Genomic DNA, 25,823 nt, shown 5'->3' on the forward strand with positions numbered 1-25,823 from the left:
CTGCAAAATATAATGTTTCATTTTGTCAATAGGGTTCTTTGGCTTGCTGAAGGGGGAGATAGCTGAAGAAATAAAAAAAAGACCCTGGAGAACCAGGATCTTTCCGTCATTAACCTTTCAGCAATTGAAGAACTTGCTGAGGCTGTTGGTTAGCTTGCGCAAGCATAGCTTGAGAAGCCTGAGTAAGGATGTTGTTTTTCGTGTACTCCATCATCTCAGAAGCCATGTCTACGTCACGGATACGTGATTCAGCAGAAGTCAGGTTCTCAGAAGAAGTACCAAGGTTGTTGATTGTGTGCTCTAAACGGTTTTGAACCGCACCAAGTTTAGCGCGCTCGCTAGATACTGTGTCGATAGCTGTTTTGATTGTTGTAAGAGCTGAAGACGCAGCTTTAGCTGAAGAAGAGATGTCGATACCTTTAGATAACTTTTCGCCTTCTTCTAGTTTTTCACTTCCTACTAGAGCACCTTTATCATCATAATAACCGGCTTCTTTTGTAACTTTACCGTCTGTTTCTTCTGCGTCTGCCCAAGCAATAGTTGTATCACCTGATTTAAGTGTTCCATCAGCTTGAGCTGTATAAGTCGTACCAACATTCAGGCTTTCAGAGTCCATTTTATTGATAGACAAAGTCATGGTTTGACCTTCGTTAGCTCCGATTTGGAACGTAAGATCTTTTGCAGTTCCGTCAAGAAGTTTCTTCGTGTTGAACTCAGTGTCAGTAGAGATTCTTGTTACTTCAGATGATAATTGGTCCATCTCTTTTTGAAGCTCAGAACGGTCAGAATCTGTGTTTGTATCGTTTGCCGCTTGTGTAGCAAGCTCGCTCATACGCTGAAGAATGCTGTGAGTTTCGTTCAATGCACCCTCAGATGTTTGGATAAGAGAGATTCCGTCTTGAGCGTTTTTAGACGCCATGTCTAAACCGCGGATTTGAGAACGCATTTTTTCAGAGATCGCAAGACCCGCAGCGTCATCACCAGCGCGGTTGATCCGAAGACCTGAAGATAATTTTTCCATGTTTTTTGCAGCAGAGTTTGAACCTGCATTCAGCTGACGGCTTGTGTTAAGAGCCGCGATATTGTGGTTGATTCTCATTTTGTATTTCCTCCCTGAATTGTTTTTCGCACGTCCTTGTGCATTTGCGCAGCGTCATTCTGAAGAAAATTTTTCCTCTCATTGGCTACACTATATATATCGGATGGCCGCTTCTATTGTTTATATTGAAAATAAAAAAATCCTCACTTTTTTTGTGAGGATAAGTTAAGTAATAAATCGGTATTAAAAGATACGGCTCTGTTGTTCTCTTCCAGGATCGACAAGTAGATTTCTTTCCGGTGAATATCTACGTGCTGAGGCGCTTCAATTCCCAGCTTCACTTGTTCTCCTTCGATGGCGATCACCTTTATTTCAATATCCGGCCCGATCTGAATGGACTCATTCACTTTTCTTGAGAGAACTAGCATGATCCTCCTCCTATCAGATGTTTTGTTTCATAGGAAGCATCATGTAAAATGATTTGTTTCGCCTTCATTTCCTTTTTATTGACGATAATCGGCGCTTTTAAATTGGCGGTCGTGTTTTCAAAAGGCTCTTCCAACGTTAAAATCGCCATCACTTCGACGTCCTCTATATCTTCAATATGCAAAAGCTCAAGCGTCGCTTGGTCAATGTCAAATTCGTACCCTTTAAAGAAAATAAACGGACTGGCGACTATAAAGGCGATATGATCCTGTTTCACAGACTGCAGCGCCAAAAACGGTGAATCTTCCGACAAAGGAAGAACAACAAATTGAGTCTCGTCATTAAATCCCGGCAGGCCGTTTTCAAATGAGATAATCTGCCCTTCGTCTATTCTGATTTCTCCGTGATATTTTGTTTTAATTATCATGCTTCACAATCCTTTACCACTTTCATCTTTTATTCTGCGTTGCCATCGTCAACCGAAATCGTCACCTTAGGGTCTTGCATCATATCAATCTGAACTTTCCCCGGCGTATAATTCCATACAGGTTTATTGACGGCTGCTTCAATTGAAGGTTTGCGGGCTTCAATATCAATCGTAAGCTTTGAAGGAATGCAGTCAATGTCGACGAGAAACTGCGCAGGCAGAAAGTCGCTGAATTCGCCGAATGGATCGGGCGGACTGACATCTGCTGCCTGCCGGGCCATCACATTGCCCGTTTTCTTTTCGATAGCCGCCATTTCCTTCCCTTCCCTGACTGTTTTGGCAATAAACTCGCTGCAGGCTTCCGCACCTTTCTGGGCGGCTTCAGCGTTCAGCTTTTCAAATGATTTGAGATTCAAGTTCTCCCACGCCCTCGTCTGGTCAATCGTCAGTTTGGCCGGCGTGCTTTCAATGTTCAGCTCTGCCGGCGGCTGCTCAATTTCCAGGTCAGCGGGCGGCTGTTCCATCTCGATTTCTTCCTTTTGAAAGGTTATACCGATTTTAGCAGGCACACTGTCAATAATCAATCTCGGCATCTGCACAGAGACCCCTCCTGTTTATAGTATTTTAGTAAAAAAAGCGATCTCCCTAGTGTGAGTCGCTTTTTTATATATTGAAGACGGTCAGTTCTATTATTTCAGAAAGTCAATCAGTGACGGCTGAATGATATTCGCATTCACTGACAGCGCTGCTCTATGAACCGTCTGTTGAGATAAATAATCAACAATTACATCTTCCATTTCTACATCTTCATTATCGGACAATACTTTTTCAGCGGTTGCCGCTTGTGATTCCAATCTTGTCTGAATGAGTTCCAATCGGTTTGTGCGTGCACCGATATTGGATTTTTCAGCATTCATTTTATCGGTAAAACCGTCAATATCTGACAGAATTTGATCTGAATCTGCTTCGGACAGCGTGCCTTTGCTTAAAGAAGCTTCTAAGGAGTTGAGAAATTCAAATACATTATCTCCATTTTGTGCGACGCCTCCGAAAGCTGAGTTTGGATCAGAATTCACTTTAAGCACTGCTCCGTTTGAGATGTTGATGTTAACATCCGAAGCACCGGTATAATTCTCATAGTTGTACGTATATGTGCCGTCGGCATTTTCAGTGATCGGCGGGACGTCTGAATTTGTTCCGTTAAACAGATAACGTCCGTTTACCTGAGTATTCGCGACAGAAACGAGCTGCTTTTTCAGCTGGCCGATTTCTGTACCGATTGCTTTCAATTCTGTTTCACCGTTCGAATCACTTTTCGCCTGAACCATCAAGTCCCGGATTTTCCCCATAATATCCGTTTCCGAGTTTACGCTTGATTCCGAGTTTTCCAGCCATGTAAAACCTTGCGAAACATTCCGCTGATACTGGTTTACCTGCGCAAGCTGAGTACGGTACTGCATTCCCTTCATTGCAACGACCGGATCATCAGAAGCTTTCGTGATTTTTTTCCCTGTAGATACTTGCTGCTGAAGCCGATCGAGCTTGTCATAACTTGAGCCGATAAATCGAAGAGAATTTTTTGCGATCATCCCTTGAGTTACTCTCATTTACTTATCTCCTATCTTCCTCCGGTGCCCATACCGTTAATAATTTTATCGAATATTTCATCCTGCATCGTTATAATCCGCGCAGCCGCATTATAAGCGTGCTGAAACTGAATCATATTTGTCATTTCTTCATCTAAAGACACTGCACTGACTGATTGTCTCCGTTCATCGGCTGAAAGGGTGTTGCTTTCAGAGTTGTTCATAAGATTGGCCGCTTTTTGTGAATTAACGCCCAGCTTTCCGATAAGGGATTCATAAAAGTCATTAATTGTAGTGGTTTCACCGTTAATAGTCAGCTTGCTGTTCTGTACGGCTGCAAGATTTGTCGCGTTGGTGCCGTCACTTTTTTCTCCGTTTAACGACGCTGCGATATTATCAGTAGACGCAAGAATTTTGTCACTGACTTTTATTTTCGCTGCCGCACCTTTTGCCGGCACCGCTTCATCACCGCTGAAATCAAAAAATGCTGCACCCTGTTCGCCTGTATAGGTCTTCCCTTTTTCATGAACTGCATTAAACGCGTCAGCAAAGGATAGCGCCATATTGTCAAGAGCCGTCAGCATTTCAGGATAAAGACCTTTTTCTTCTCCATTTGACATATAGCCGTATGATTCAATAAGACCTAAAAGTGAGCCTTTACCGGTAAATGCATCCGCATTGACCGTACTGCTGCCGACTGACACACTCGACACGAGGCCGCTGTCCTTGTCGTAGTTGATTTTCATTTCTGAAACTGTTTTTGTGTTACCGTCGAGCAGCGTACCGAGAGAATTGTTGTTTCCGTTCAGCAATTCGACGTTAACCGTGCCCTCAGCAGTCGCCAAGGCATGTCCGCCCGACTTATTATATGAAACTTTTATATTTGCCATAGAAGATAATTGATCAATTAATCTGTCTCTTTGGTCATACAAATCATTAGGGAGCATACCGCTCGGCTCAACTGCCGCTATTTGATTGTTAAGGTCATTCAGCTGATTGAGAATGGAATTGACCTGATCCGCTGTGTTATCCAGGTTCTTTTTAATATCACCCTGAATGTTAGTCAAAGAGGTAGATATATAGTTAAAACTTTCGGCAAGAGATTTCCCCTGCTCCTGCAAAACTGAGCGCGCTCCCGTATTTTCCGGATTCGTCGCCAGATCCTGAAGGGCATTCCAAAACGAACTGAGCGATCCGTTTAATCCGTTATCGTCAAGCTCTTTCATGACGCCTTCCATTTGCGACAATGAATTGGAACGGGCAGTATAGTACCCTAATTTTGTATTTTCAGTTCTGTACTGATAGTCTAAAAAACTGTCTCTGACGCGCTCAACTGAACCGGCTTTTACTCCTGTTCCGATTTGGCCGGCCGTCAGATCACTGTTTTTTGATACTGCGGGATAAGGGCTCGTCGATTGTAATGTGACGCGCTGCCTCGTATATCCTTCTGTATTTGCATTTGCAACGTTATTTGAAACTGTGCTTAATGCAGTCTGCTGCGCACTCAATGCACGCCTTGCTGTTTCGAGCCCCATAAAAGTCGATGGCATTGAAAATCCTCCGTTCTAAGCTTTTGAATCGAATAATGTCAAACGGCTGACAGGCTTGCGCGCCGCTTGCGGCTCTTTATAATTCATATTCTCTTTTTCACCCGGCATGATCATATCGAATGCCCCGGAGATGAATTGTAAAGCCTGAATCGTGAGCTGTTTGTTCATCTCATTCACTTCTTTCAGACGGTCAAGAAGCGCAGACAAAGAGTGAAATAACCCTTCAAGCTCCTGTTTTTCACTGCCTGAAGTTCTGGAGATGCATGCAGCAATTGTATTGTCCTCACCGCGGCTGAGAAACTGAGAAGTTAACCTGATTCGTTCTTCCTCAGTCTGTCCGATTGCCTGAATATACTTTTGCTCTTTGGTCAATATGTTGGAGAGCTCTTTTGTTTTACCTGCTTTCAGCGCTTCCGTTTTCTCCTCAGACAGCGTGAGCAGATGTTCATGCAGTGCGCAAAGTCGCTTCAGTTGATCAATAATTGGCTTTGCTGACATTGGCTTTCTCCTTTTTATTGCTTTTTATAGAAATTCACTATGTTTTCAGCGATGCTGTTTGAATCTATTTTATATGTTCCGCTCTCTATATCCGCTTTAAGCTGAGCGATTTTTTCCTGACGTGTTTTAGTGACCGCATCTGACGCATTTTGAAGCTCTTTTGCATGAGAAGAAATTTCCACTTTGTCCTTCGGCTTTGCAGCCTCTTTTTGTACGGCTTGCTTTTCGTAATTTTTTTGGTATGGATTAACGGATTGTGTTCCGTACTGATTGATTTTCATAGGATTCCTCTCGCTTTCTGTTCGCAGTCTAATTCTTTTATCGACTGCGTTATCAGTTAGTTTAGGGAATCAGGTGTTTTTGGTATTATAGGCATAGTATGTGTCTTTTGTACTGTTTTTTTCATCGAATTCAGCGGCTGTTTTTTGGTTCATATGGTCTAATTGCGACTCAATATCTGTCTGACAGGACTTGCAAAATTTCCCCGTCCTGATTGGATTTCCGCACCTTTCGCAAGGATATGCCAAATTCGGAAGCTGGCTGATCTGAATCCTTTTTTGTTTGATAAACTTGAGGATCAGCTCTTCATCCACACCTGTTTCCTCAGTGATCTGCTGCATCGTCGACTGTCTGTTGATCTGCTTTCTCAAAAATTTATAGACGGTTTCAAATGCTTTTTCTTCTTCTTTAATACATGCCTGGCACACGGTCTGCAGGTTCGTTTTAAAAAATAAAGCATTGCATTTTGGACAATTCGCCAATTCACCCATCGTATTAACTCCTATTCCTTCTTTAATCTGCCTTATATTTCTATCAATTATATCGGCAGAAAAAAAGAATGATTTAGCTTCTGATTAAAGTAAAAGAGGAGACCGATGACGCTTTACCCGCTGTCAGCAGGACTTCGGCGGCTTGGTGAAGTGTGGCGCCCGTCGTATAAATATCATCTATTAAGATGACGTTCATACCTTCGGCGGAGTTTTCGGCTGCTGAAAACTTTTTTTCTGCGGACAGCCTTTCTGTTTTGCTCTTTTTGGATTGTTTTTCATTGTTCAGTCGGATGAGGGGGAAAATGACGGGCATTCCGAGCAGAGAGGCCAGCAGCTCGGATTGATTGAATCCGCGTTCCGCCAGCCGTTCGCCGCTCAGCGGAATAGGGATGAGAGTATGTGTATTTGATGGATATGCCGCTTTAAAGCCGGCAGCAAAGTCACGTTCAAATGCTTGAATGATTTTCGCATCACCCCTGAATTTAAACCGGGCCAATGAGTCCTTCATCGCATCATTATACAAATATACCGAACGGTTTTGCCGCAGCAAAAAGCGCTTTTCCGTTTTTGATTCCCGGGCCGCACAATCAGCGCATTTTTCATTTGACTCCCGAGGCCTCCCGCATATACTGCATACGGGGCCTTCAATTTTTTCGAATTGGCTGCTGCATGCGCTGCATACCTCTTGCTCGGGCGCCAGAGAAAACAGAGATCTCCAAGTCAATGAACTTGAAATTGGTGAGTCACACAATAAACAATTCAGAGATATTACGCTCCTTCCCGAGTTTCACAGAACTCGCTTGGATTAACCGAAACAATCGCCGCTGATTCAGCCAGAATGACAAGCAGCGCCGTATTTTTCTGTTTATCAACTATCTCTGCTTTTGCATAAGCAACTTTCTTTTTATCTGTAACATATGCCGGTTCAGCCCGGTTTAGTGAAAGTGCCAGTACATCATTTTTGCATACCCGGCATGTGCATTTCATATGAAGCTTAGGCATATGGCGGTCGAGAAGTTCCTTTAATATGATTTCTTTAGAATTGACAAGCATGCTGACAGCTCCTCATAGGAAAGTATGAGTATACTGTATCACGTTTTCTGAAATTAACTAGTCCAACAATTTACTTTTTTGTGCCAATTTGTTCATATGTTCTATATGTTTTTTTGCTTTTTTCATTCCGTTTGTAATTCCGAAATGAAACATGACGACATCACCGCTGAAATGTTTATAATGCCTTCCCGTTCTGCCCGCGATCTGTACGAGCGCGCTCTCAGTAAAGATAGGTGCTTCTGCGCCGAGGACACATGTCTGAACTTTGGGCACGGTAACCCCTCTTTCTAAAATCGTAGTCGTTACCAGCAGGTCAAGCCGGCCGTCTCTGAATCGTTTCACTTTATCCTTTCTGAATGTGTCTTCCGCATGTACGCCTTCTGCCCGTATGTTTAATTTCCGAAAATAATCCGTTGTCTTTTTCAATACGTGTACAGACGGGACGAATAAGAAAACCGGCAGCTGTAATTGAAGTTTTTGGCGGACCCAATCCGTTACAGAGCGCGGCAGTTTTCCTTTCTGAAGCTTCTTCTTCCAATTGCCGCACCACAAAAAACGCGGCTCCGGGAGGGGTTTCCGATGATATCTGGCCGGTATGCGGACGCTTTTCAGCAAACCGGCTTCAGCCTTCTTTTTTAATGTGTCTGAAGGAGTCGCCGTTACATAAACAAGGGCGCTGTTTTTCTTCCTCGCTTTATCAACAGCGAATCTTAATGTCTCATCGGCTGAAAAAGGAAACGCATCTACTTCATCTATTATCATGACATCAAAAATGTCTCGGTAGCGCATCAGCTGGTGAGCGGTTGAAATCATCAGCGGAGTCAAGCGGCCTTTGTCCTCGCTGCCGCCGTACAAAGCAGAAACTTCGACTTTCTCAAATGCTTTATTCAGTCTCGGCAGCAGTTCAAGTACGACATCTGTACGCGGAGTTGCGACACAAACGCGCAAACCGTGATTCAGCGCAAACTCGATACCCGGAAACAGCATCTCTGTTTTCCCCGATCCGCAAACCGCCCATACTAAAAGCTCTTGTCTCTCTTTTATCGCATCTGTAAGCGCGGCGGCCGCCCGCTTCTGTCCGTCTGTCAGTGTTCCTTCCCAAGAAAGCTTTACAGGCTCCCAGCTGTTTTCAGGGGCTTGATTCCAAGAATATAATGATGTCAGTTCATCAGCCCTTCCCATCATGACACAGGCACGGCAATAGGTAATCTGCCTTTTGGCAGAGGGCGCCCAAAATGCCGCAAAGCTGGCTTGATCAGACTGACCGCATCGTTGGCAGACGTAACGGTTTTTCCGGCGGATGATTGACGGCTCGGCCGTTATATATTCTTTTTCTGTTAAACGCTTGATGCGCTGGTCTGAAAACGGTATCTCAGATCTCAATAAACGCCGGCCGTAAAAGAAATCCCGCACCTCTGAAAATTCTGAATCACCTTCGGACATCTCCCTGCCTCCTTTCTGCTCAAAGTATGCCTGCCGGGAATTTTTTTGTCGAATCACGAAAACTTAATAATAAAAAAATCTCCGCCCTTGAAAACGGAGATTTTCACTTAGTTTTTAAAGCACCAGCCGATTCCGATGGCGCCTTCCCCCAAATGGGTTCCGATCACGGCACCGAAATAGCTGTTATAGAATTCGACATGAGGATATTTACCGCTTAACTCCTGTATAATATCCGCCGCTTCTTCTTCCCTGTTTGCATGGATGACAGCTGCCCGCATCGGGATTCCTTTACTTGCATCCTCCCCAAACAGCTCAAAAATTCTCGAAATCGCTTTTTTGCGTGTCCGAATCTTCTCAAAAGGAACAATTACCTTATTGTCAAAATGAAGAATAGGCTTTACCTTTAACAGACCGCCGATAAAAGCCTGAGCGCTGCTTAGACGCCCGCCCCGCTGGAGGTGTGATAAATCGTCCACCATAAAATACGCACGGACTGTTTTTTTCATTTCTTCCAGCTCTTTTATAATCTCTTCCGGTGAGTCAACACCGTCTTTAATGAGCTGTGCTGCCTTTAATGCATAAAAACCTTGTGCCAAACAGCTGATCTCTGAATCAAAGGGATAAACTTTAATATGATCAACCATAGTGTTTGCCGAGGCGGCGCTGTTATAAGTTCCGCTGATTCCGCTGGACAAATGTATGCTTATGACTGCGTCATATGTTTTGCCCAGTTCTTCGTACAATGCGATTAATTCACCGAAAGAAGGCTGGGACGTAGTCGGCAGCTCATCATGATTTTTTACTTCTTTATAAAAACTTCTCCAGTCGAGTTCTGTTTCTTCGCGGAATGTTTTTTCACCGAAAACCACTTGGAGAGGGATCATATGAATATGATGTTCTTCTCTCATCTCTTTCGGAATATATGCTGTACTGTCTGTTACAACTGCAATCTTCATCACTTTACCTGCCTTATTAAGTACTTAATAAGTATTTTAATAGATATGCAGCTGTAAAAAAAGACTTGCCTTAACAGGCAAGTCTTCTCACACATGACTAACGCATCTCTACCCAGCCGTTTTTAATGGCTACGACAACGGCTTGTGTCCGGTCATTAACGTTCATTTTCTGCAAAATATTACTCACGTGATTTTTCACTGTTTTCTCACTGATAAACAATGATTCACCGATTCCGCGGTTGCTTTTTCCGTCTGCAAGCATTTGCAGCACTTCACATTCCCGTCTCGTTAATATATGTAATGGTCTCCGGATTTCCGGGTAAACCTCATGCTGAGGATGAGCAGAAACTCCGCTTGTCGCAAGACGGCGGAATTCGTTGACAAGATTGTGGGTTACTTTCGGGTGAAGGTAAGAACCTCCCTCGGCTACCACTTTCACTGCTTCGATTAAAGTATCTGCGTCCATCTCTTTCAGGAGATAGCCTCTTGCACCTGTTTTTAAAGCATGAGTCACATAGTTTTCATCATCATGGATGGAGAGGATAATCACCTTAGATTCAGGGTACAGCTCAACAAGCTGTTTAGTAGCCTCTACTCCATTTACATTCGGCATATTGATGTCCATTATGACAACATCGGGATGATAATGCTCGACGATTCGAGCCGCCTCATCTCCATCGTCACCTTCTGCTACCACTTCAAAGGTAGGTTCAAAATCCAATATTCTTTTTACACCCTCACGGAATAGTTGATGGTCGTCGATAATAACAATATTTACTTTAGTCACACGCTACGCCTCCTTATCCTATTGTTCTATATACGCCGCTGTTCGGTCAATATGTCTTTTGGCTCTATTTAACAAATTATAGGCCGAGAGATAACGGAACCTTAATCATGATAAATGTCCCAAGACCTATTTTAGAGTCTATCGTTATCGTTCCTTCAAGCAGATCTACTCTTTCTTTCATTCCCAGCAAGCCGAATGACTTGTTTTTCTTTTGTTTAGCATCCTTAATATCAAAACCTTTTCCGTTGTCCTTAATGATAAGAACGACAAAATCAGCGGTTACTTCCACTTTTACTGTAATTTCCTCTGATTCTGAATGCTTGAGTGCATTTGTGACGGCTTCCTGAGCGAGACGGAAAAGCGCCACTTCAAATTGCGGGGCAAGCCTTTGGTTCTCCGTGTCTCCGATGCACTGAAAATGTATTTTCACCTTTCCGTTGTATTCTTCAGTTGTATAAAGATATTTTCTCAGTGTCGGAATCAGCCCGAGATCGTCCAATGCCATCGGTCTTAAATCATATATAATCCTTCTGACTTCGTAAAGGGCATTCCGCACATTCTGCCGCAGATTTCTGATTTCCTGAAATCCGTCCTCCGTGCCGCGGTCGCGGAAGATCCGTTCAATTAATTCCGATCTCATCATGACATTTGCCAGCATTTGCGCGGGACCGTCATGAATTTCTCTGGAAACTCTTTTTCTTTCTTCCTCTTGGGCTTCAATGATTCTTAAACCGAAATCTTGTTTAGCCTGCGCATCGGCAAGAAGAAGCCCCACTTGGCGAAGGTCTTGATTCAGGTAATTCAGAACGACGGTTATTTGGCTGACCAACGATTCTGACCGTTCAATGATTTCCTGAAGCCCTAAAAGCCGGCGTTCTAAATCATCTCTGCGCTCCCGCAGCTGCTTTTCACGCTGTTGGATCATCGTCAGTTCCACTTGAAGTTTGTGCGCCTTTTCATAGGCGTTGCGAATTTCTTCTTCGCTGAACTTATGGAAATTTCTGCTTACTTCAGACAAGCGGTTTCGTGCGTGCCGCGTATGAACTTCAAGTTTGTCGCCCAGCTCAATGACTTCGTAGACCTGCTGTTTGATCTGTTTGAGTTCTTCGACCAGCTGCTCATATTGCTGGCGCGACTGCTCTCCGATTTGAAAAACCTCGTCCTTACTCCCGTCCACGGTTTTCAGCATTTTCATAAGTATAGAATCCAAAACTTTGGAGTCCATCTTCGATTTATTCATCTGTCTCCCTCCGTAACGGTGTTGTTATGTATTTTTATTATAAATGTAATTGAACTGCAATTTATGTCGAATTATAATGAAAGAATGCGTATATTCTAGAAAAAAACATTTTTATATAGTATCTTACTCTTTCATGATACCAAAATATGCGCAAAAATTCTAAAGTCTGTTCGAATTTGTAGAAACAAGTCTTTTAATGCTTGTCAGGAGGGTCCAGCAATCATGCTGCACAGCTATTTAACAGTTAAAGAAACGGGTGAACATGAGATTGTGATTGAAAAATCGCGTTTTATCTGTCACCTGAGCCGTGCTGCTTCTGAAGAGGAAGCGCAGGAATTTATACAAAAGATAAAAAAACAGCACTGGAATGCGACTCATAACTGCTCAGCTTATCTGATCGGCGAAACCGACCATATACAAAAGGCGAATGATGACGGAGAACCAAGCGGCACAGCCGGCGTCCCCATGCTGGAAGTGCTGAAAAAACGCGGTCTGAAAGATACCTGCGCGGTGGTTACCCGGTATTTCGGCGGAATAAAGCTCGGTGCAGGCGGATTGATTCGTGCATATGGGAAGTCAGTGTCTGAAGGCTTAAATCATATAGGAGTTACGGAGCGGAAGCTGATGCGGATTATGCATACATCAGCGGATTATACGTGGCTCGGCAAGATAGAGAACGAACTGAGAGAATCAGTTTTTTTACTGAAAGATATCCATTATGCGGATCATGTCGAATTTGAAACGTACGTTGAAGAAAAAGACAAAGACGAGTTTATCAAATGGATGACAGAACTGACGAACGGCAAGAGTAAGAATACAGAGGGAGAACTGACGTATTTAGAAACAGACGTCAGCCCTAAAGGAGACTAATGTAATGGCTGAACGTGTAAGAGTGCGTGTTCGAAAGAAAAAGAAAAGCAAACGAAAGATCATATTCAAACGGATTTTGCTGCTGCTTACCCTCGTTTTGTTAGTCGCTGCCGGGTTTGGCGGATACAAAGTATACAAAACGATCAATGCGGCAGATAATGCATATGATGCCCTTTCCCGCGGAGACAAATCAAAATTGCGGGATAAAGTCATCAATATGAAGAAAAAACCGTTCTCCATTTTGTTTATGGGGATCGAAAATTATGCCACCAGCGGAAAAGGCGGACGATCAGATTCCCTTATTGTCGTTACCCTTGATCCGAGAAATAAAACAATGAAAATGCTGAGTATTCCGCGTGATACGCGGGTGACGCTTGCCGGCGACACAACCGGTAAAAAATCAAAAATCAATGCGGCTTTTGCTAAGGGCGGAGCGGATGAAACCGTGTCAACCGTAGAAGATTTATTAGACATACCGATTGATAAATATGTCACTGTCGACTTCAATGGCTTTAAGGATGTTATTGATGAGGTAGGCGGGGTCGATGTAAAAGTGCCTTTTGACTTCGACGAGATGAGTGACGTCAGTAAAAAGAAACGGATCTATTTCAAGAAAGGAAACATGCATTTGAACGGTGAGCAGGCTTTGGCTTATGCGCGGATGAGAAAACAGGATAAGCGCGGAGACTTCGGCCGGAATGACCGCCAAAAGCAAATCCTAAATGCACTGATCGACCAAATGTCCAGAGCTGGAAATATTGCTAAAATCGATAAAATCGCTGAAACAGCGAGCAACAACGTCCAAACGAATATCCGAATCACTGAAGGACTCGCTCTTCAGCAGATTTACAGCGGCTTTACCAGTAAGAAGATTGATACACTGACCATAACAGGATCAGATTTATATTTAGGCGGAACTGCAACTACGCGCGGAACATATTATTTCCAACCAGATCCGACCAATCTCGAAAAAATACGGCAGGAATTGCAGAAACATTTGGATTACCCATCCGGAAGCAGCACGGCGTCCGATCCTGCTTCTGACAGCACCGGAACGGACAGTACGACTGATTCGACTTCCGACAGCACGGGAACAGACGGCACAACCGATTCAACTTCCGGCGGCACAGGAACAGGCGGCACAACCGACTCAACCAACGGTACTGCTGGTGCAAACGGTACGGACAGCACACAGTCCGGCGGCACAACAGGCTATTAAGAGTAAACCCGATCCTTTGAGCAGGATCGGGTTTTTTTATATAATAAGAGAATAGTAAAAAAGCAGACCATTCGCATGATCTGCTCTTTTTAATTTTTCTTTACCAATCTTTTGTAAAATTTGGTAAATGGTTTGAATTGTTCATTTACTAACCCTGTGACCTCTGCTATGATTTGCATAAATACAATCAATACAAAAATAATAAACAGCGAAAGCCAAATGGTCGCGCTTTTCAGCAGGATGGCACTGACGCTGAAAATAAAGCCGATTAAATAAATGATAATGACAGCCGTGCGGTGTGACAGCCCGAAGGCCATCAGCCGGTGGTGTATATGTGACTTATCAGGCGCTGAGATCGGCTGTTTGTTTAAAATCCGCCTGATGACGGCGAATGTCGTATCAAAAATCGGCACGCCCAAAATGATGATCGGAATGATGATACTGAATAAAGTAACACTTTTATAAAGACCTAATAATGAGAGTACTGAGATGACGTATCCGAGAAAGAGCGATCCGGTATCTCCCATAAATATCTTTGCCGGGTGAAAATTATAAAATAAAAATCCGAGTGTGCTTCCTATCACGACAAGTGAAAGTGACAGAATAAGGATTTTCCCTCCGGACAACGCCATAACGGCGATAGTGGAGAGTCCGATGACCGACAGGCCGGCAGCGAGTCCGTCCAAACCGTCAATCAGGTTCATCGCGTTCGTAATACCGACGATCCATAACACAGTCAGCGGGTAAGCGACCCATCCCAATTCTAAACGTTCCGTTAAAAACGGTACGGAGAAAAAGTCCATTTTCAGTCCCGTGCTCACAATCATAATGGCCACGGCCAGCTGGACGAAAAACTTTACCTTTGCGCTTAATTGGTATTTATCATCAAGGATTCCTAAAATAACAATAATAAACGCACCCACTGTGATGGCGGTCATTTTCGTTTCATTATATATGCCGGCCGCGAGCACACCCGCCGCTACGCCGATAAAGATGGCCAAGCCGCCCATACGGGGCATTATTTTATCATGTACTTTTCGGTTGCTGGGCTGGTCAACTGCACCTATTTTGATCGCAATTTTTTTTACGATAGGAGTTAGGATTAAAACCGTTAGCAGAGAGACAAAAAACGCAACAACTATGCGAAACATGCGTTCGTCAAGCATAAAGAAGTCTCCTTTGGAATTATATGAAGTCTTTTCTGATATTGAACCGTTCCTTCCATTATAATTCTTACTAGTTATTATAACAAGCATCATCAAAAAGAAACACGCAAATCAAAAAATGCGCTTTCCCTTTTAATGGGATTGCGCATTTTTCAATATACCCGTGCATTCGAGCATTCGGCCGAATAAAACATTCCAATCCCGTCTCCGGGCCAATTCACGGCGCAAAGCCTCATATGATCCGCTGCGGTCCGCTGCCAGAAGCGCGTCGCAGGCCGCGATGAAATCTGCGGGGTCACTGCCTTCAACGTATTCATAGACGAAAGGCCTTTTGATTTTTGACGTAGAAGAAAGGTTGCAGCCGACAACCGGTTTCCCGGCGGCTAAAAATTCAAAAAGCTTGAGCGGAAATACCGCATCATTATAAGGTGAATTTTTATACGGCATGATGCCGATGTCGACAAGCTGCATATAGGACGGCACTTCATTCGGCGCGGCAGGTCCCGTCCAGATGACATTCGGACGCTCCAGAAGCGACTTGAAATCCGGATCGTCCTGAGCCGTGTTAGGGCCTACCAATAAAATCGTCCAGTCAGGCCTCAAATTTGCCGTTTCCGCCATAAGCGCAAAATCGAGCTTCGGTTTGATTCCGCCGATAAAACCGAGAACCGTTCCGTTCCGTCCCCGTAAAATGTCTTCATCCGGCTGTTTATTTTCCCGTGAAAACAGGTCATATTCCACTCCGTTTTCAATGGTGAACACTTTCTGGTGCGGATTCTCCAGCTTTTTTCCGACCTCTTGGTGCAGACAGTCAGATGTACACGTAATGGAATCGGCACGCTGTATGATTCTCATTTCCGCTTGTTTAATGATGTTTCTTCTAACATTTGACAGAACTCCGGACCGGCCGCTGATCGGAGCGGCCCACAGATCACTGCAATCGTAAATCACTTCATCCCAAGGAAACAGATCTGCCAGCAGCGGAAAACCGGGGAAGGTGTACCATAAGCAGCAGCGGGCCCCTTCTCCTTCTTCCTTCAGCATGTTCAACAATGGTGAAAGCTTATGCCTGTAGCACATGTCTGTATACCTGCCGAAGCGGAAAGCTTTTTGCTGCATGAGATCCTTTACACTGAACTGCCGGATTCCCTCGGCGATCCCGGCCATCTGACCATCATTGGCTCGCGGAGACGGGCATACCCAAATGACGCTTTTCGTTTCTTTTTGCCGGGCGAGAAATTCAGCCAGCCGGTGCCGTCTGTATCTCAGCCGGTCATGCCCCCATTCCGCCGCTCCGACGATTACGTGAATAATCGGTTCCACCTTCATCACCCAGCTCCTCTGACGCCTACAGTCTTTTCAAGACCGCGTTTTTCGCATATTGCATAAAACACCACGAAGCCTTGATAAAATGCAGGCGCTCAATTTCTCTATAAACAAACCACGTTTTTTTTGCGGCTTTCCACTTGTTGCTTGAAATCGAATTCTGCACAAGCCTGTATTCTGAAAGGCACTCATTCAGGCCGTAAGCCGTAAATCCCCTTTTCAGCAGGGAAAGCCATGTCGCTAAATCCTGCCGCGTTCTGATATCAGGCATTTGAATCTGCCCCGTCTGCTCTCTGTCAATCATGACCGTTAAACATCCGATAATCGTGTTTTTTAAAGCATCATCATATGACAGGCTTTCAGGGGCTTGAATCGTTTTGTCCGTCGGCGTTCCGTCCTGCTCCATGACGCTGTAGCCCGTAAATGAAAAAGCGCAGCACCGCTCTGCCATAAACGCAAGCTGTTTTTGAAGCTTTTCCTTTTTCCATCTGTCATCGCTGTCCAGAAATGCGACATAACGGCCCTTGGCATGTTTAAGGGCTGTATTTCTGGCAGCCGCGGCTCCCCCGTTTTTCTCTAAATAAACGACGCGGATCCGCTCATCCTTTTGTTCATATTGCCGTAAAATATCTCTCGTTCCGTCCGTTGAACAATCATCCGCGATAATCATTTCCCAATGCGGGTGGCTTTGATGTAAAACGGACTGAATCGTGTCTTCGATATATTCACTTGCGTTATAAGACGGTGTAATGACAGATACGAAAGGTTTCCAGTTTGTCATGGTCACATCTCCATCGCAGATTTTTACAAGGACTCTCTAAAAAACTCAGGAATGACAATGAACATAAATGCAACTGCAATGCCGATTAAAACGCCCAGAACCGCTTTCTTTTTCGGCGGCATGCCTTGTCCCGCCGTTTCATTCATCGGCTCTGAATTGATGACGCCGGCCGCTTTCAGGTTCAGCTGCGTATTTTTCAATTCGTATAAAAATCGTTCCTTATCCACTTTGGCGTCCGCGCTGACGGTTTCTCCTTCAAGCGCAGCAATACTCTGCCGCACTACTTTTGCCCGTTTTTCAAACAGGTCCTGGTCATTCTTCAGAAAAGTTTTTATGACGGCTTGAAACACCGATTCGGTCTCCTGTTTGTTTTGGCCGCTGTAGCTGACCGTGATCAATGAATCTGATTGTGTTTCGACAGTCAGTTTACTTTTCACGGCCGCTCTTTCTTCGTCTGTTTTATCAGGCAAAGCCTGCTTTAAAAAGGCATCGCTCGTCAAAAGGAGCGGGATTTCTTTTGTATTGTTATAAAGCGGATGATCATAATTTCCCGCGGCGATCGCGGCTTCTGATGTAAAACTGCTGTTTCCGCTGATTTTTGACGGCAATACATATCCCGCCGCCCCTAACACAACGGGCAGCGCAATGATCCAAATGATATTCTTTTTGATACGCCGGGTTATTCTTGTCAACATATCCTTCATCTCGCATCTCCCTGTTTTTCATAGTACGCCGTGACGGCAGGCTCCTTTTGTAAACGCCTCAATATATTGACCGCCGCGATCACGAGCGAGAGAAATACCCAGTGGAAAAATAAATTTGATACGGAGCTTGGGCTGATGCTGCTTACCAAAAAACCGGCCATCGCCGTGATAAGTCCTTCTGTGACCAGTCTTGACTGATTTTCCGATTTTCTTTCATGACATTTATAAAGTGTCCAAAAAAGGAACAAATAGACTGTCAGGTAACCGAGCATCGTAAGCACGCCGAAGTTCGCCATAATCTCGACGAGCCAGTTGTGCACCTCAACTACGCCGCCCGTATCATAAACGGGCTCCGCTTTTAAATAGTAAGAGACGTTTCCGGCACCCACTCCGAACCCCCAGGAATCAATCACATAGTGAAAGGCGTTCTTTAAAAGATTCGCCCTCGCGAGGTTGGAAGGAAGCGGTTGCTGTCCCGGCATCGCCTGCGGAGCTGAAAACAGATTCAAGACGGCATTGGTGATACGGCCCGCAAATAAAACCGCAAACAGCGCCGCACCCGCTCCCGCAGCGTACAGCGCGAGTTTTTTCAACAGGGAAGGCAGCAGGATGAAGACGTATACAGCCGCCCCCGCGCATATGCCCAGCAGGCTCGCGCGCGAACCGGTCAAAATGATTAAATACAAAGCGCAGATCGCAAAGAGCAGGCTGACGGCCTTCACATAGCCGTTTTTCATATTTTTCACCGCCGCCGCATACAGAAAGAAACTGATGCACAAAAACGTCGCGAAATCATTTTGATTAAAGAAAACGGACGTCGGATAATGCTGTTTGTACTGCGGGCCGTTATAAAGCGTGGAGCTCGGCAGATGGTGGTGTGTAAAATGGTTGTAAAAGCCGATCGCCATCACAAAAATGGTCATCACAAGCCATATGCCGTAAAAAACCATCAGCTGATCAAAGCGCTGAATGAACATGACAATAAGATAAATCAGAAACATGCCCATTCCCATTAAAGCTAAATATTTAATCCCGTACGTCACGGATTTTGCCCACAATAACGATAGGAGACCGTATGTAAACCATAAGGCGAAAAACATCAGAATCCCTTTTACATTCACCCGATTCCATCTGTCAATATGATAACGGTTTGTCAGGATGCCGGCGATGTGAAGGGCGCCCGCTCCGATTAATAACAGCCGGTATATAAATAAGCTGAAAAATCCGAGATGGACCGCAAAGAAGGCCTGGTTTAAAAATGTACACGCGATCAGTACATAAATGAGCCCCATAAACATCTGACCGTTTGTTGTAAAGGCGGATAGCAAAGCAAGTCCGGCAATGCCGATCATGGCGGCAAGCAGCAGCACGGTGATTTTTCCGAAGCCGGCATCCGCCCTGACCGCCTCCAGCATGATGAATCCTCCTGTAATGAGAGCGGCAAGCAGCACAAGAACATGTGCCGCTGAACATTTGATACTCACATGGCAAACCCCTTTCCAAAACCGGCAGCCGAGCCGGGCTGCCGAGAGCCTGAAGACAAATCTTTTTCTATCTTGCCAGTTCTTTTATTTGCCGATCGGCATGAACCGCCGGACGTCCGACGGAATGATAAGTGAATCCTGAAACCCTCATATACTCCAGCGGAAACATATTTCTGCCGTCAATGATGACCGGCTGTTTGAGCAGCTGCTTCACTCTCTGAAGATCCATCTCCTTGACTTCCGGCCAATCTGTTGTAATCAGGCATGCGTCCGCGTTTTTGATGGCACTGTACAGCTCTGTGTGATACTCAATGCCGCCGTCTCCTAATATCGCTGACGCTTCGGGAATCGCGATCGGATCATACGCTTTCACGTGAGCGCCCTGCTCTGTAAGACTTGTGATGATATCAAGAGCCGGGGCGGAGCGGACGTCATTTGTGTGCGGTTTAAAGGCCAGCCCCAGTACGGCCACGGTTTTCCCTTTTAAGGGCCCGATGGCGCGCTTCAATTTTTCCGTAATACGGACCCGCTGCTTCTGATTGGTTTCAATGACGGCTTCCATCATTTGAAACGGATAGCCGGCGGTGTTTGCGATATGCAATAAAGCCGTTGTATCCTTCGGAAAGCAGGATCCGCCGAATCCGATGCCCGCCTGCAGAAATTTATTCCCGATCCGGCTGTCAAGACCGACGCCTTCTGACACGTGGGAAATGTCCGCCCCGACACGTTCGCAAATATTGGCGATATCGTTAATAAAAGATATTTTGGCGGCTAAAAAAGCATTTGCGGCATACTTAATCATTTCCGCGCTTTCAAGATTGGTCTTTACGATCTTCGTACGGAACGGCTTATGAAGCTCTTCAATGACCGAAGCGGCATGTTCGCTTGTGGCGCCGATAACCGCCCGCTCCATCTGCATCGTATCCCGCACCGCCGAACCTTCGCGGAGGAATTCAGGATTTGACGCGACATCAAACGGATATTTTCCCTTTGACGCTTCGCTGACGATTTGGTAAACGAGCTTTCCCGTCCCGACCGGAACAGTGCTTTTGGTGACAATGATTTTGTATCCGTTCAGCTGTTCTCCGATTGTTTGCGCCGCTGCCTTAATGTAGGTCAGATCGGCTTCACCCGTCTTTGACATCGGCGTACCGACGGCGATATAGATGATATCAGCGGCTTTCACAGCCGGCTCAATATCGGCCGTAAAGGATAACCGCCCGGCACTGACATTTTTTTCGGCTAATTCCTCAAGCCCCGGTTCATATATCGGGATGACTCCGTTTTGCAAGCTTCTGATTTTCGCTTCATTGATGTCACAGCAAGTCACATGATGGCCGATTTCCGCAAAACAAGTTCCAGATACAAGACCTACATACCCTGTTCCTAATACAGCGATTTTTTTCACAGCTTCATCCCTCTTTCGAAAGGTTCTCCTCTTGCCCGGCCCGGTTCATTACGGATCGGTATTTCTCTTTCAGCGCTTTCGCGTTTTGGCTTGCGTCAAAATACGTGCGGACGGTTTGATAAAGTTCCTCGGCTGTTTGCGGCGTCCAAGCCTCTCCTCCGTCATATCGCAGAATCGATTCTGCCAGCGTCTCAGGTGAACCCGGCTTGATCAGCAACCCCCGGTGTTTCCCGAATAAAGAAGCCAATCCTCCGACATCGGTGCAGATTACCGGCACCTTCAGAGCGAGCGCCTCAATGACCACAGTCGGCATGCCTTCGCTGTAGGACGGCAGCGCCATTACATCCGAGGCCAGCAGATAGTCCTGTACCTTGTCGTTCGGCACTTGCCCCGTGACGATATGAGCGGCTTCACGCAATGAAGATGCGGCGGGACCGTCACCGACAAAGACAGCTTCATAATTTTCATCCAATGACTGAACGGCTTTTGATAAGTCGAAAACACCTTTCTCTTTGACAAGCCTGCCGATGAACACGATCAGTTTTTTATCCGGAGGAAGGCCGAGCCGTTTTCTGACGGCTTCTTTCGTCTCGTTCCTTTTTCGGAAGGCGTCAAGCGTGATGCCGATCGGAAGCACGCTGCACTCCGCTTCGATGAGCTTTTTCATTTGTTCCCGCAGACTGCCGCTCACAGCGTAAATATCGGCTGCTTCCCGCACCGCAAATGTAAATGCGCGATGAGCGCTTTTGCTGTAATGCGGATAGACATTGACATCACTGCCATGCAAGGTCAGCACATACGGAATGCCTAAAGCCTTTGACACAATGGCGGCCGCTCCGCCTGACGGCATGGCGAAATGCGCGTGAATCAGATCGGGCTTCAGGCCTTGATTTTTAATCGCGGAAAGAACCGATGACGCCATTCTTTTATGCGGCTGCGCCCATTTCAGCTGCCCGGGAACCGCCTGATAAAAAGGCCGGTGGACGGACACGCCTTTCCGCCATTCATGTGCCGGCCTGATATCCTTTTTCCGATATGTCTTTTTCAGCACCCGGAATGGCGCGGCAAGTTTCGGCCGCGGACAAATGACGGTCATCTCCGCGCCAAGCTTTCTCAGTTCTTGGGCCTGCGTCTCATGAAAAACCCCTTCTCCCGGCTTCTCACTGCTCGGATATACACTTGTCATCCACAATACCTTCATAGCAAACGTCCTTTTCTTAATTTACTTTTCATATGCGGATAAGCTTTTCCTAACAGGAATAAATAACACAACGCGCCGCAGACTACGGAGATTGCCAGACGCAGCTTGACATCAAGGCTGATCCGCTCCGTGCCGAAGCTGGCTGTAAAGGCGATGACACCCATTGCCGCCGTAAGGAGAAACGGTTTGGCCACGGCTTTGAAGTAAGCCGACAGACGCAGCTTAATGACATATGCCAACAGCCAGCGCCCGATCAGGAAATTCAGGATGCTGATGAAAGCGTACGTCCAGGCTACCGTCAAGAGATTTCCGGACAGCACGGCGGCGTACAAAGATGCACCATACAGCAGCATCACCCCGGCGTCCCAATAAAACGCCAGATCGGCCCGCCCTTTTGCGAGCAGCACAGATCCGTTCGGATTCATCAGGACCCTTAAAATCCCGACGATGGCGAGAACGTTTAAAACCGGGACAGCCGCCAGCCATTTTTCTCCGAATACCGAAGCCACGAATGCATCCGACACTGAAACCAAACCGAGCAAAAGCGGAAAGGATATCAGCGCCAGTATTTTGGTCATATTAAGAAATCCTTCTCTGATAACGCTGTTTTCATGCTTGTTTTTCGCAAAGACGGGAAACGCAACTCTCGTAATGATCGGATTAATTTTTAATACCGGAAGCGTGACAATCTGGTAGGCCAGATTGTAAATGCCGAGCGCCTCGGCGCCGATAAAACTGCCGATCAGAATCATATCAATATTCGCTCCGAGCCGGTTCACAAGCCGGGAAGACAGCTGAAAGGCCCCGAAAGAAAAGAAGCCTTTCATTCCTTTCAGATCAAAAACCAACGCCGGTCTCCATGTTTTTCTGCAGGACATCCAGTACAGAATGCCTTTTGACGATTGCAGCAGCACCTGAGAAATCACATAGGCGAGAATCGGGTCCGTATAAAAAACCGCGGCCGCCAAATACACGAAGGACAGCACATTTGAAAAGATTTCAATCTTGCTTAACGTGTTAAATGCCAGCGCTTTTTGCAGCATATACTGGTATTGCTGACCGATCGGCGCGATTAAAAACATGACGGCCAGCACGCGGATTAAATAGACAAGCTCCTCCCGCCGATAAAAATCGGCGATGAGCGGACTGCTGAAAAACAGCAGCGCAAACAGCGCAAGCCCCGTTATGATATTCAGCCAGTACAAGGAAGACATCTGTTTATCAGTCACATGATCTTTTTGAATGAGCGCGGCGCCAAAACCCATATCAAGCGCAATTTGGGCAAACACCACTACCGTTGTGATCATGCCGACAAGACCGAATTCAGCCAGTGACATGACCCGCCCGAGCAGGGCGAATTGGATGATTTGAATGACCGTAATACACGCTGTCGAAATACTTGTCCATTTGGCGCCGCTCAAGATTTGATTTGTAATACTAGGCATCGTTTTCCCTACTTTTTTGTCTGCTGACCAGAATTTTTATCGCGCCCCGTCACCGGTCCAGATCACTTTGCACGTTTTGAGCATAATCTTCAGTTCCAATGAAAAGGTCAGGTTGCGGATATAGTATAAGTCAAACATCAGTTTTTCCCTCGGTGTCATGTCATATCCCCCGTTGACCTGCGCCCACCCGCTTAATCCCGGCTTAACGGCCAGCCGCTCCGTAAACCCCGGAATCTCAGCCTGAAACTGTTCCGTAAACACGGGCCGCTCGGGACGCGGGCCGATCAGGCTCATTTCTCCCCGAAGCACATTTACCAGCTGCGGCAGCTCATCAATACGGGTCCTTCTGATAAAAGCGCCGACCTTTGTCACGCGGGGATCCTTTTTCAGCGCCCAGACCGCCCCCGATTTTTCAGCATCTATTTTCATAGAGCGGAGCTTATACAAATAAAACGGCTTCCCGTCTTTGCCTACCCGCTCCTGCTTATAAAAAGCCGGGCCGGGCGACTCCAGACGAATCAGTATGGAGAACAGGCCCACCACCGGGAGCGCCGCCAAAAGCCCCGCAAGCGCAAACACAATGTCCATGAATCGCTTAAAAGCCAAATAACGGGCCGTTCTTTCCGTAACGGCAGCGGAAGTCCCCTGCCGCACTGCATAGTTATTATTTACATTCATGCTTTTCTCTGCTCCCACTGACACACACCTCACGATTTGTTGGGATGTTTGATGACCTATGCCGTGAGTTTAGCAGATGGATGTTAATTGGAAGTAAAGGAAGCGTTAATGTTTATTAGAATGTTTTGATTATTGTTTTTTTATTGTAAATCTATTCATATCCATAAACGGCCGCTACTATAATTGAAAAGGATCATTATGAGCGGAAAACAACGAAAAAGCCTGCCGATCAATTTTGACCAGCAGGCTCGTACACAAATATATAAAAGTTTTACTTATAATAAGACACGATTCCATCATTGATGGCTGCAGCTGCCTTTTCCTTATAGGATGCTTGCTTTAATTTACTTGCATCAGACGGATTCGTAATAAAAGCCGTCTCTACTAATACACTAGGCATTTTGGAATACTTAATGACATAGAATGGCGCTGTTTTAACCGCTCTGTCTCTTGTTTTTAATGCATTAACAACCTTAGGCTGAATTTGTCCTGCCAGGCGTTTGCTTGCAGCGGCTTGATATGTCTCATCATAGTAGGTCTCAGTTCCGTTTGCAGAAGTTGCATCATTTGCATTGCCGTGAACGCTGATGAATAAATCCGCTCCTGCGGTTGCACCTTTATTTACCCTTTCCTGCAAGGAATAAAATGTATCATTAGACCTCGTCATGACCGGCAGAGCACCTGAAGCATTTAATTTTGTATTCAGCCTTTTAGCGATATCAAGATTGACGTCTTTTTCTAAAATGCCGTTACCTATAGAACCGGAATCTTTCCCTCCATGACCCGGATCAATTAAAATTGTTTTTCCCGCTGCCGGATTTTTCAGCTGGTTTGCAACATTTGAGCTGACAGCCGGGGTATTCCCAATAATGGTAAAGCTGCTTAATTTTTTTCTCCCGATAAAGACTCTTGTTTCTTTTGAAAGATTGCTGCCGTTTGTCAGAATGATAGATTGTTTTTTCTTTGCAGCAAGAGCAGCACCCGCTATGGAGTCTGCATACCCGAAACCATTGCTGACGAATACATTGCCTGTCGGAAGATTTAATTGCTGAACTAGATTGGCCGCAAGTTCGTATCGATTGCTTCCGCTGATTCTTTTTGGAGAAGGGAGTTTCTTAAAGACAGAGGCATTTATGCTCCCGGTTCCCCCTGCTACAATAGAGCTTTTGATCCCCTTGCTTTTTATAGCTCCTGCTGTGGCACTGTTGATAGCTGTTTTATTCGTAAACAAAATTGGATATCCGTTCTTTGCGGCATATGGAATTGCAGCTATTGCGTCAGCATATAAAAATCCGTTTGCAATAACGGCTTTTGAGGCGGCAGGCATTTCCTTTGCTACTTTAGCTGCCGTATCATATCGGTTGCTTCCTGAAATTCTCTTAACACTGATGCCGAGCGCTTTGATTTGATTTGCTGTATTTGCTGACACAGCAGGCGTTCCGCCGACGATAATGACCGTTTTTGTTTTTAATTCTTTCAGACGGGTTTTCGTCTCTGATGACAAATTATCTTTGTTTGTGTAAAGCAGCGGCGCATTTTTCTGATATGCCATCGGGGCAGCGGATATAGCATCTGCATACGAACCTCCGCCGACGACAACAGCTGTACTCGCTGTTGAATACACCTGCTTGGAAAGCGCAGCAGCCGTACCGTACCTGTTGCTTCCCCCTACTCTTTTAACCGCGTTGTCAGCTAAGGCTGACGGGATAAATAAGATGAGTCCCAGCATAGAAATGATCAGGACTTTAAGATAAGAACGCAATTGC

The 25,823-nt window shown here is 45.6% G+C and carries 27 protein-coding genes; 2 read left to right on the forward strand and 25 right to left on the reverse strand.

The window, feature by feature from the left end:
* Nucleotides 1-109: 109 nt before the first annotated feature.
* The 15 genes from K3G25_RS11910 to degS all read right to left on the reverse strand — a co-directional run bounded on the left by K3G25_RS11910 (nucleotide 110) and on the right by degS (nucleotide 11,775).
* Nucleotides 110-1,099, reverse strand: a complete 990-nt coding sequence (locus tag K3G25_RS11910) for a flagellin N-terminal helical domain-containing protein (protein WP_021494094.1) — start codon at nucleotides 1,097-1,099, stop codon at nucleotides 110-112.
* A 143-nt stretch (nucleotides 1,100-1,242) separates the two neighbouring features.
* Nucleotides 1,243-1,467, reverse strand: coding sequence for a carbon storage regulator CsrA (gene csrA / locus K3G25_RS11915; RefSeq protein ID WP_003151402.1), 225 nt, complete (start codon nucleotides 1,465-1,467; stop codon nucleotides 1,243-1,245).
* Nucleotides 1,461-1,892 carry a flagellar assembly protein FliW gene (gene fliW, locus K3G25_RS11920; protein WP_021494095.1) on the reverse strand — a complete coding sequence of 144 codons (432 nt, stop codon included), beginning with the start codon at nucleotides 1,890-1,892 and terminating at the stop codon, nucleotides 1,461-1,463. The genes csrA and fliW overlap by 7 nt, the downstream gene beginning before the upstream one ends.
* 29 nt (nucleotides 1,893-1,921) lie before the next feature.
* Nucleotides 1,922-2,491: a DUF6470 family protein gene (locus K3G25_RS11925; RefSeq protein WP_003151397.1), complete on the reverse strand. Its 570-nt coding sequence runs from the start codon at nucleotides 2,489-2,491 to the stop codon at nucleotides 1,922-1,924.
* A gap of 90 nt (nucleotides 2,492-2,581) precedes the next feature.
* Nucleotides 2,582-3,499 (reverse strand): flagellar hook-associated protein FlgL, encoded by a 918-nt coding sequence (gene flgL, locus K3G25_RS11930; protein ID WP_007407477.1) that lies wholly within the window; start codon nucleotides 3,497-3,499, stop codon nucleotides 2,582-2,584.
* Nucleotides 3,500-3,510: 11 nt separating this feature from the next.
* Nucleotides 3,511-5,028 carry a flagellar hook-associated protein FlgK gene (gene flgK, locus K3G25_RS11935; RefSeq protein ID WP_014419008.1) on the reverse strand — a complete coding sequence of 506 codons (1,518 nt, stop codon included), beginning with the start codon at nucleotides 5,026-5,028 and terminating at the stop codon, nucleotides 3,511-3,513.
* 15 nt (nucleotides 5,029-5,043) lie between these two features.
* Nucleotides 5,044-5,526, reverse strand: coding sequence for a flagellar protein FlgN (locus tag K3G25_RS11940; protein ID WP_003151394.1), 483 nt, complete (start codon nucleotides 5,524-5,526; stop codon nucleotides 5,044-5,046).
* Nucleotides 5,527-5,540: 14 nt separating this feature from the next.
* Nucleotides 5,541-5,807: a flagellar biosynthesis anti-sigma factor FlgM gene (flgM, locus tag K3G25_RS11945; protein ID WP_003151393.1), complete on the reverse strand. Its 267-nt coding sequence runs from the start codon at nucleotides 5,805-5,807 to the stop codon at nucleotides 5,541-5,543.
* Nucleotides 5,808-5,876: 69 nt separating this feature from the next.
* On the reverse strand, nucleotides 5,877-6,296 hold the full coding sequence (locus tag K3G25_RS11950; protein WP_014419009.1) for a TIGR03826 family flagellar region protein: 420 nt from the start codon (nucleotides 6,294-6,296) through the stop codon (nucleotides 5,877-5,879).
* Between the two features lie 73 nt (nucleotides 6,297-6,369).
* Nucleotides 6,370-7,059 carry a ComF family protein gene (locus K3G25_RS11955; protein WP_199449054.1) on the reverse strand — a complete coding sequence of 230 codons (690 nt, stop codon included), beginning with the start codon at nucleotides 7,057-7,059 and terminating at the stop codon, nucleotides 6,370-6,372.
* 5 nt (nucleotides 7,060-7,064) lie between these two features.
* Nucleotides 7,065-7,349: a late competence protein ComFB gene (locus tag K3G25_RS11960; RefSeq protein WP_003151389.1), complete on the reverse strand. Its 285-nt coding sequence runs from the start codon at nucleotides 7,347-7,349 to the stop codon at nucleotides 7,065-7,067.
* A 57-nt stretch (nucleotides 7,350-7,406) separates the two neighbouring features.
* Nucleotides 7,407-8,792, reverse strand: a complete 1,386-nt coding sequence (locus K3G25_RS11965) for an ATP-dependent helicase ComFA (RefSeq protein ID WP_029972824.1) — start codon at nucleotides 8,790-8,792, stop codon at nucleotides 7,407-7,409.
* A 107-nt stretch (nucleotides 8,793-8,899) separates the two neighbouring features.
* Nucleotides 8,900-9,748, reverse strand: coding sequence for a DegV family protein (locus tag K3G25_RS11970; RefSeq protein ID WP_003151387.1), 849 nt, complete (start codon nucleotides 9,746-9,748; stop codon nucleotides 8,900-8,902).
* 97 nt (nucleotides 9,749-9,845) lie between these two features.
* On the reverse strand, nucleotides 9,846-10,535 hold the full coding sequence (gene degU, locus K3G25_RS11975) for a two-component system response regulator DegU (protein WP_003219701.1): 690 nt from the start codon (nucleotides 10,533-10,535) through the stop codon (nucleotides 9,846-9,848).
* Between the two features lie 76 nt (nucleotides 10,536-10,611).
* Nucleotides 10,612-11,775, reverse strand: coding sequence for a two-component sensor histidine kinase DegS (gene degS / locus K3G25_RS11980; RefSeq protein ID WP_007407484.1), 1,164 nt, complete (start codon nucleotides 11,773-11,775; stop codon nucleotides 10,612-10,614).
* 222 nt (nucleotides 11,776-11,997) lie between these two features.
* Here degS and K3G25_RS11985 point away from each other — a divergent pair, with 222 nt between their 5' ends.
* Together K3G25_RS11985 and K3G25_RS11990 are read left to right on the forward strand one after the other, a co-directional pair.
* Complete coding sequence (locus K3G25_RS11985) at nucleotides 11,998-12,645, forward strand: YigZ family protein (protein WP_007614107.1); 648 nt, start codon at nucleotides 11,998-12,000, stop codon at nucleotides 12,643-12,645.
* Nucleotides 12,646-12,649: 4 nt separating this feature from the next.
* Nucleotides 12,650-13,864 (forward strand): LCP family protein, encoded by a 1,215-nt coding sequence (locus K3G25_RS11990; RefSeq protein ID WP_014419013.1) that lies wholly within the window; start codon nucleotides 12,650-12,652, stop codon nucleotides 13,862-13,864.
* An 89-nt stretch (nucleotides 13,865-13,953) separates the two neighbouring features.
* Here K3G25_RS11990 and K3G25_RS11995 read toward each other — a convergent pair whose 3' ends face one another.
* The 10 genes from K3G25_RS11995 to K3G25_RS12040 all read right to left on the reverse strand — a co-directional run bounded on the left by K3G25_RS11995 (nucleotide 13,954) and on the right by K3G25_RS12040 (nucleotide 25,819).
* Nucleotides 13,954-15,030: a glycosyltransferase family 4 protein gene (locus tag K3G25_RS11995; protein WP_003151382.1), complete on the reverse strand. Its 1,077-nt coding sequence runs from the start codon at nucleotides 15,028-15,030 to the stop codon at nucleotides 13,954-13,956.
* A gap of 132 nt (nucleotides 15,031-15,162) precedes the next feature.
* Nucleotides 15,163-16,359, reverse strand: coding sequence for a teichuronic acid biosynthesis protein TuaH (tuaH, locus tag K3G25_RS12000; protein ID WP_174532387.1), 1,197 nt, complete (start codon nucleotides 16,357-16,359; stop codon nucleotides 15,163-15,165).
* A gap of 19 nt (nucleotides 16,360-16,378) precedes the next feature.
* On the reverse strand, nucleotides 16,379-17,137 hold the full coding sequence (gene tuaG, locus K3G25_RS12005; protein ID WP_232489321.1) for a teichuronic acid biosynthesis protein TuaG: 759 nt from the start codon (nucleotides 17,135-17,137) through the stop codon (nucleotides 16,379-16,381).
* Nucleotides 17,138-17,160: 23 nt separating this feature from the next.
* A complete protein-coding gene (gene tuaF / locus K3G25_RS12010; RefSeq protein ID WP_017418812.1) occupies nucleotides 17,161-17,841 on the reverse strand; it encodes a teichuronic acid biosynthesis protein TuaF in 681 nt (226 codons plus the stop codon).
* Nucleotides 17,838-19,325 carry a teichuronic acid biosynthesis protein TuaE gene (gene tuaE / locus K3G25_RS12015; protein ID WP_061890856.1) on the reverse strand — a complete coding sequence of 496 codons (1,488 nt, stop codon included), beginning with the start codon at nucleotides 19,323-19,325 and terminating at the stop codon, nucleotides 17,838-17,840. Before tuaE ends, tuaF begins: the two co-directional genes overlap by 4 nt.
* Before the next feature lie 67 nt (nucleotides 19,326-19,392).
* Nucleotides 19,393-20,733, reverse strand: coding sequence for a UDP-glucose 6-dehydrogenase TuaD (gene tuaD / locus K3G25_RS12020; protein WP_154817739.1), 1,341 nt, complete (start codon nucleotides 20,731-20,733; stop codon nucleotides 19,393-19,395).
* Between the two features lie 4 nt (nucleotides 20,734-20,737).
* Complete coding sequence (tuaC, locus tag K3G25_RS12025; protein ID WP_103526588.1) at nucleotides 20,738-21,934, reverse strand: teichuronic acid biosynthesis protein TuaC; 1,197 nt, start codon at nucleotides 21,932-21,934, stop codon at nucleotides 20,738-20,740.
* On the reverse strand, nucleotides 21,931-23,379 hold the full coding sequence (tuaB, locus tag K3G25_RS12030) for a teichuronic acid biosynthesis protein TuaB (protein WP_029972830.1): 1,449 nt from the start codon (nucleotides 23,377-23,379) through the stop codon (nucleotides 21,931-21,933). Before tuaB ends, tuaC begins: the two co-directional genes overlap by 4 nt.
* 36 nt (nucleotides 23,380-23,415) lie before the next feature.
* Nucleotides 23,416-24,075 (reverse strand): exopolysaccharide biosynthesis polyprenyl glycosylphosphotransferase, encoded by a 660-nt coding sequence (locus K3G25_RS12035; protein ID WP_017418807.1) that lies wholly within the window; start codon nucleotides 24,073-24,075, stop codon nucleotides 23,416-23,418.
* Between the two features lie 253 nt (nucleotides 24,076-24,328).
* Entirely contained in the window at nucleotides 24,329-25,819 is a 1,491-nt protein-coding gene (locus K3G25_RS12040; protein WP_021494104.1) for an N-acetylmuramoyl-L-alanine amidase LytC, read from the reverse strand.
* Between the last annotated feature and the right edge of the window lie 4 nt (nucleotides 25,820-25,823).

Source organism: Bacillus sp. FCW2, assembly GCF_021228595.1.
Taxonomy (GTDB): domain Bacteria; phylum Bacillota; class Bacilli; order Bacillales; family Bacillaceae; genus Bacillus; species Bacillus velezensis.

Excerpts from the sequence above, each read along its gene's own strand:
- flgK (WP_014419008.1), bottom strand. The coding sequence starts at position 5,028 with ATGCCATCGACTTTTATGGGGCTCGAAACAGCAAGGCGTGCATTGAGT.
- tuaG (WP_232489321.1), bottom strand. The coding sequence starts at position 17,137 with ATGACAAACTGGAAACCTTTCGTATCTGTCATTACACCGTCTTATAAC.
- tuaH (WP_174532387.1), bottom strand. The coding sequence starts at position 16,359 with ATGAAGGTGGAACCGATTATTCACGTAATCGTCGGAGCGGCGGAATGG.
- flgL (WP_007407477.1), bottom strand. The coding sequence starts at position 3,499 with ATGAGAGTAACTCAAGGGATGATCGCAAAAAATTCTCTTCGATTTATC.
- K3G25_RS11970 (WP_003151387.1), bottom strand. The coding sequence starts at position 9,748 with ATGAAGATTGCAGTTGTAACAGACAGTACAGCATATATTCCGAAAGAG.
- K3G25_RS11910 (WP_021494094.1), bottom strand. The coding sequence starts at position 1,099 with ATGAGAATCAACCACAATATCGCGGCTCTTAACACAAGCCGTCAGCTG.
- K3G25_RS11965 (WP_029972824.1), bottom strand. The coding sequence starts at position 8,792 with ATGTCCGAAGGTGATTCAGAATTTTCAGAGGTGCGGGATTTCTTTTAC.
- K3G25_RS11950 (WP_014419009.1), bottom strand. The coding sequence starts at position 6,296 with ATGGGTGAATTGGCGAATTGTCCAAAATGCAATGCTTTATTTTTTAAA.
- fliW (WP_021494095.1), bottom strand. The coding sequence starts at position 1,892 with ATGATAATTAAAACAAAATATCACGGAGAAATCAGAATAGACGAAGGG.
- csrA (WP_003151402.1), bottom strand. The coding sequence starts at position 1,467 with ATGCTAGTTCTCTCAAGAAAAGTGAATGAGTCCATTCAGATCGGGCCG.
- tuaF (WP_017418812.1), bottom strand. The coding sequence starts at position 17,841 with ATGAAGGATATGTTGACAAGAATAACCCGGCGTATCAAAAAGAATATC.
- K3G25_RS11960 (WP_003151389.1), bottom strand. The coding sequence starts at position 7,349 with ATGCTTGTCAATTCTAAAGAAATCATATTAAAGGAACTTCTCGACCGC.
- degS (WP_007407484.1), bottom strand. The coding sequence starts at position 11,775 with ATGAATAAATCGAAGATGGACTCCAAAGTTTTGGATTCTATACTTATG.
- tuaC (WP_103526588.1), bottom strand. The coding sequence starts at position 21,934 with ATGAAGGTATTGTGGATGACAAGTGTATATCCGAGCAGTGAGAAGCCG.
- K3G25_RS11940 (WP_003151394.1), bottom strand. The coding sequence starts at position 5,526 with ATGTCAGCAAAGCCAATTATTGATCAACTGAAGCGACTTTGCGCACTG.
- K3G25_RS11995 (WP_003151382.1), bottom strand. The coding sequence starts at position 15,030 with ATGCTTGACGAACGCATGTTTCGCATAGTTGTTGCGTTTTTTGTCTCT.
- K3G25_RS11990 (WP_014419013.1), top strand. The coding sequence starts at position 12,650 with ATGGCTGAACGTGTAAGAGTGCGTGTTCGAAAGAAAAAGAAAAGCAAA.
- flgM (WP_003151393.1), bottom strand. The coding sequence starts at position 5,807 with ATGAAAATCAATCAGTACGGAACACAATCCGTTAATCCATACCAAAAA.
- K3G25_RS11985 (WP_007614107.1), top strand. The coding sequence starts at position 11,998 with ATGCTGCACAGCTATTTAACAGTTAAAGAAACGGGTGAACATGAGATT.
- tuaB (WP_029972830.1), bottom strand. The coding sequence starts at position 23,379 with ATGCCTAGTATTACAAATCAAATCTTGAGCGGCGCCAAATGGACAAGT.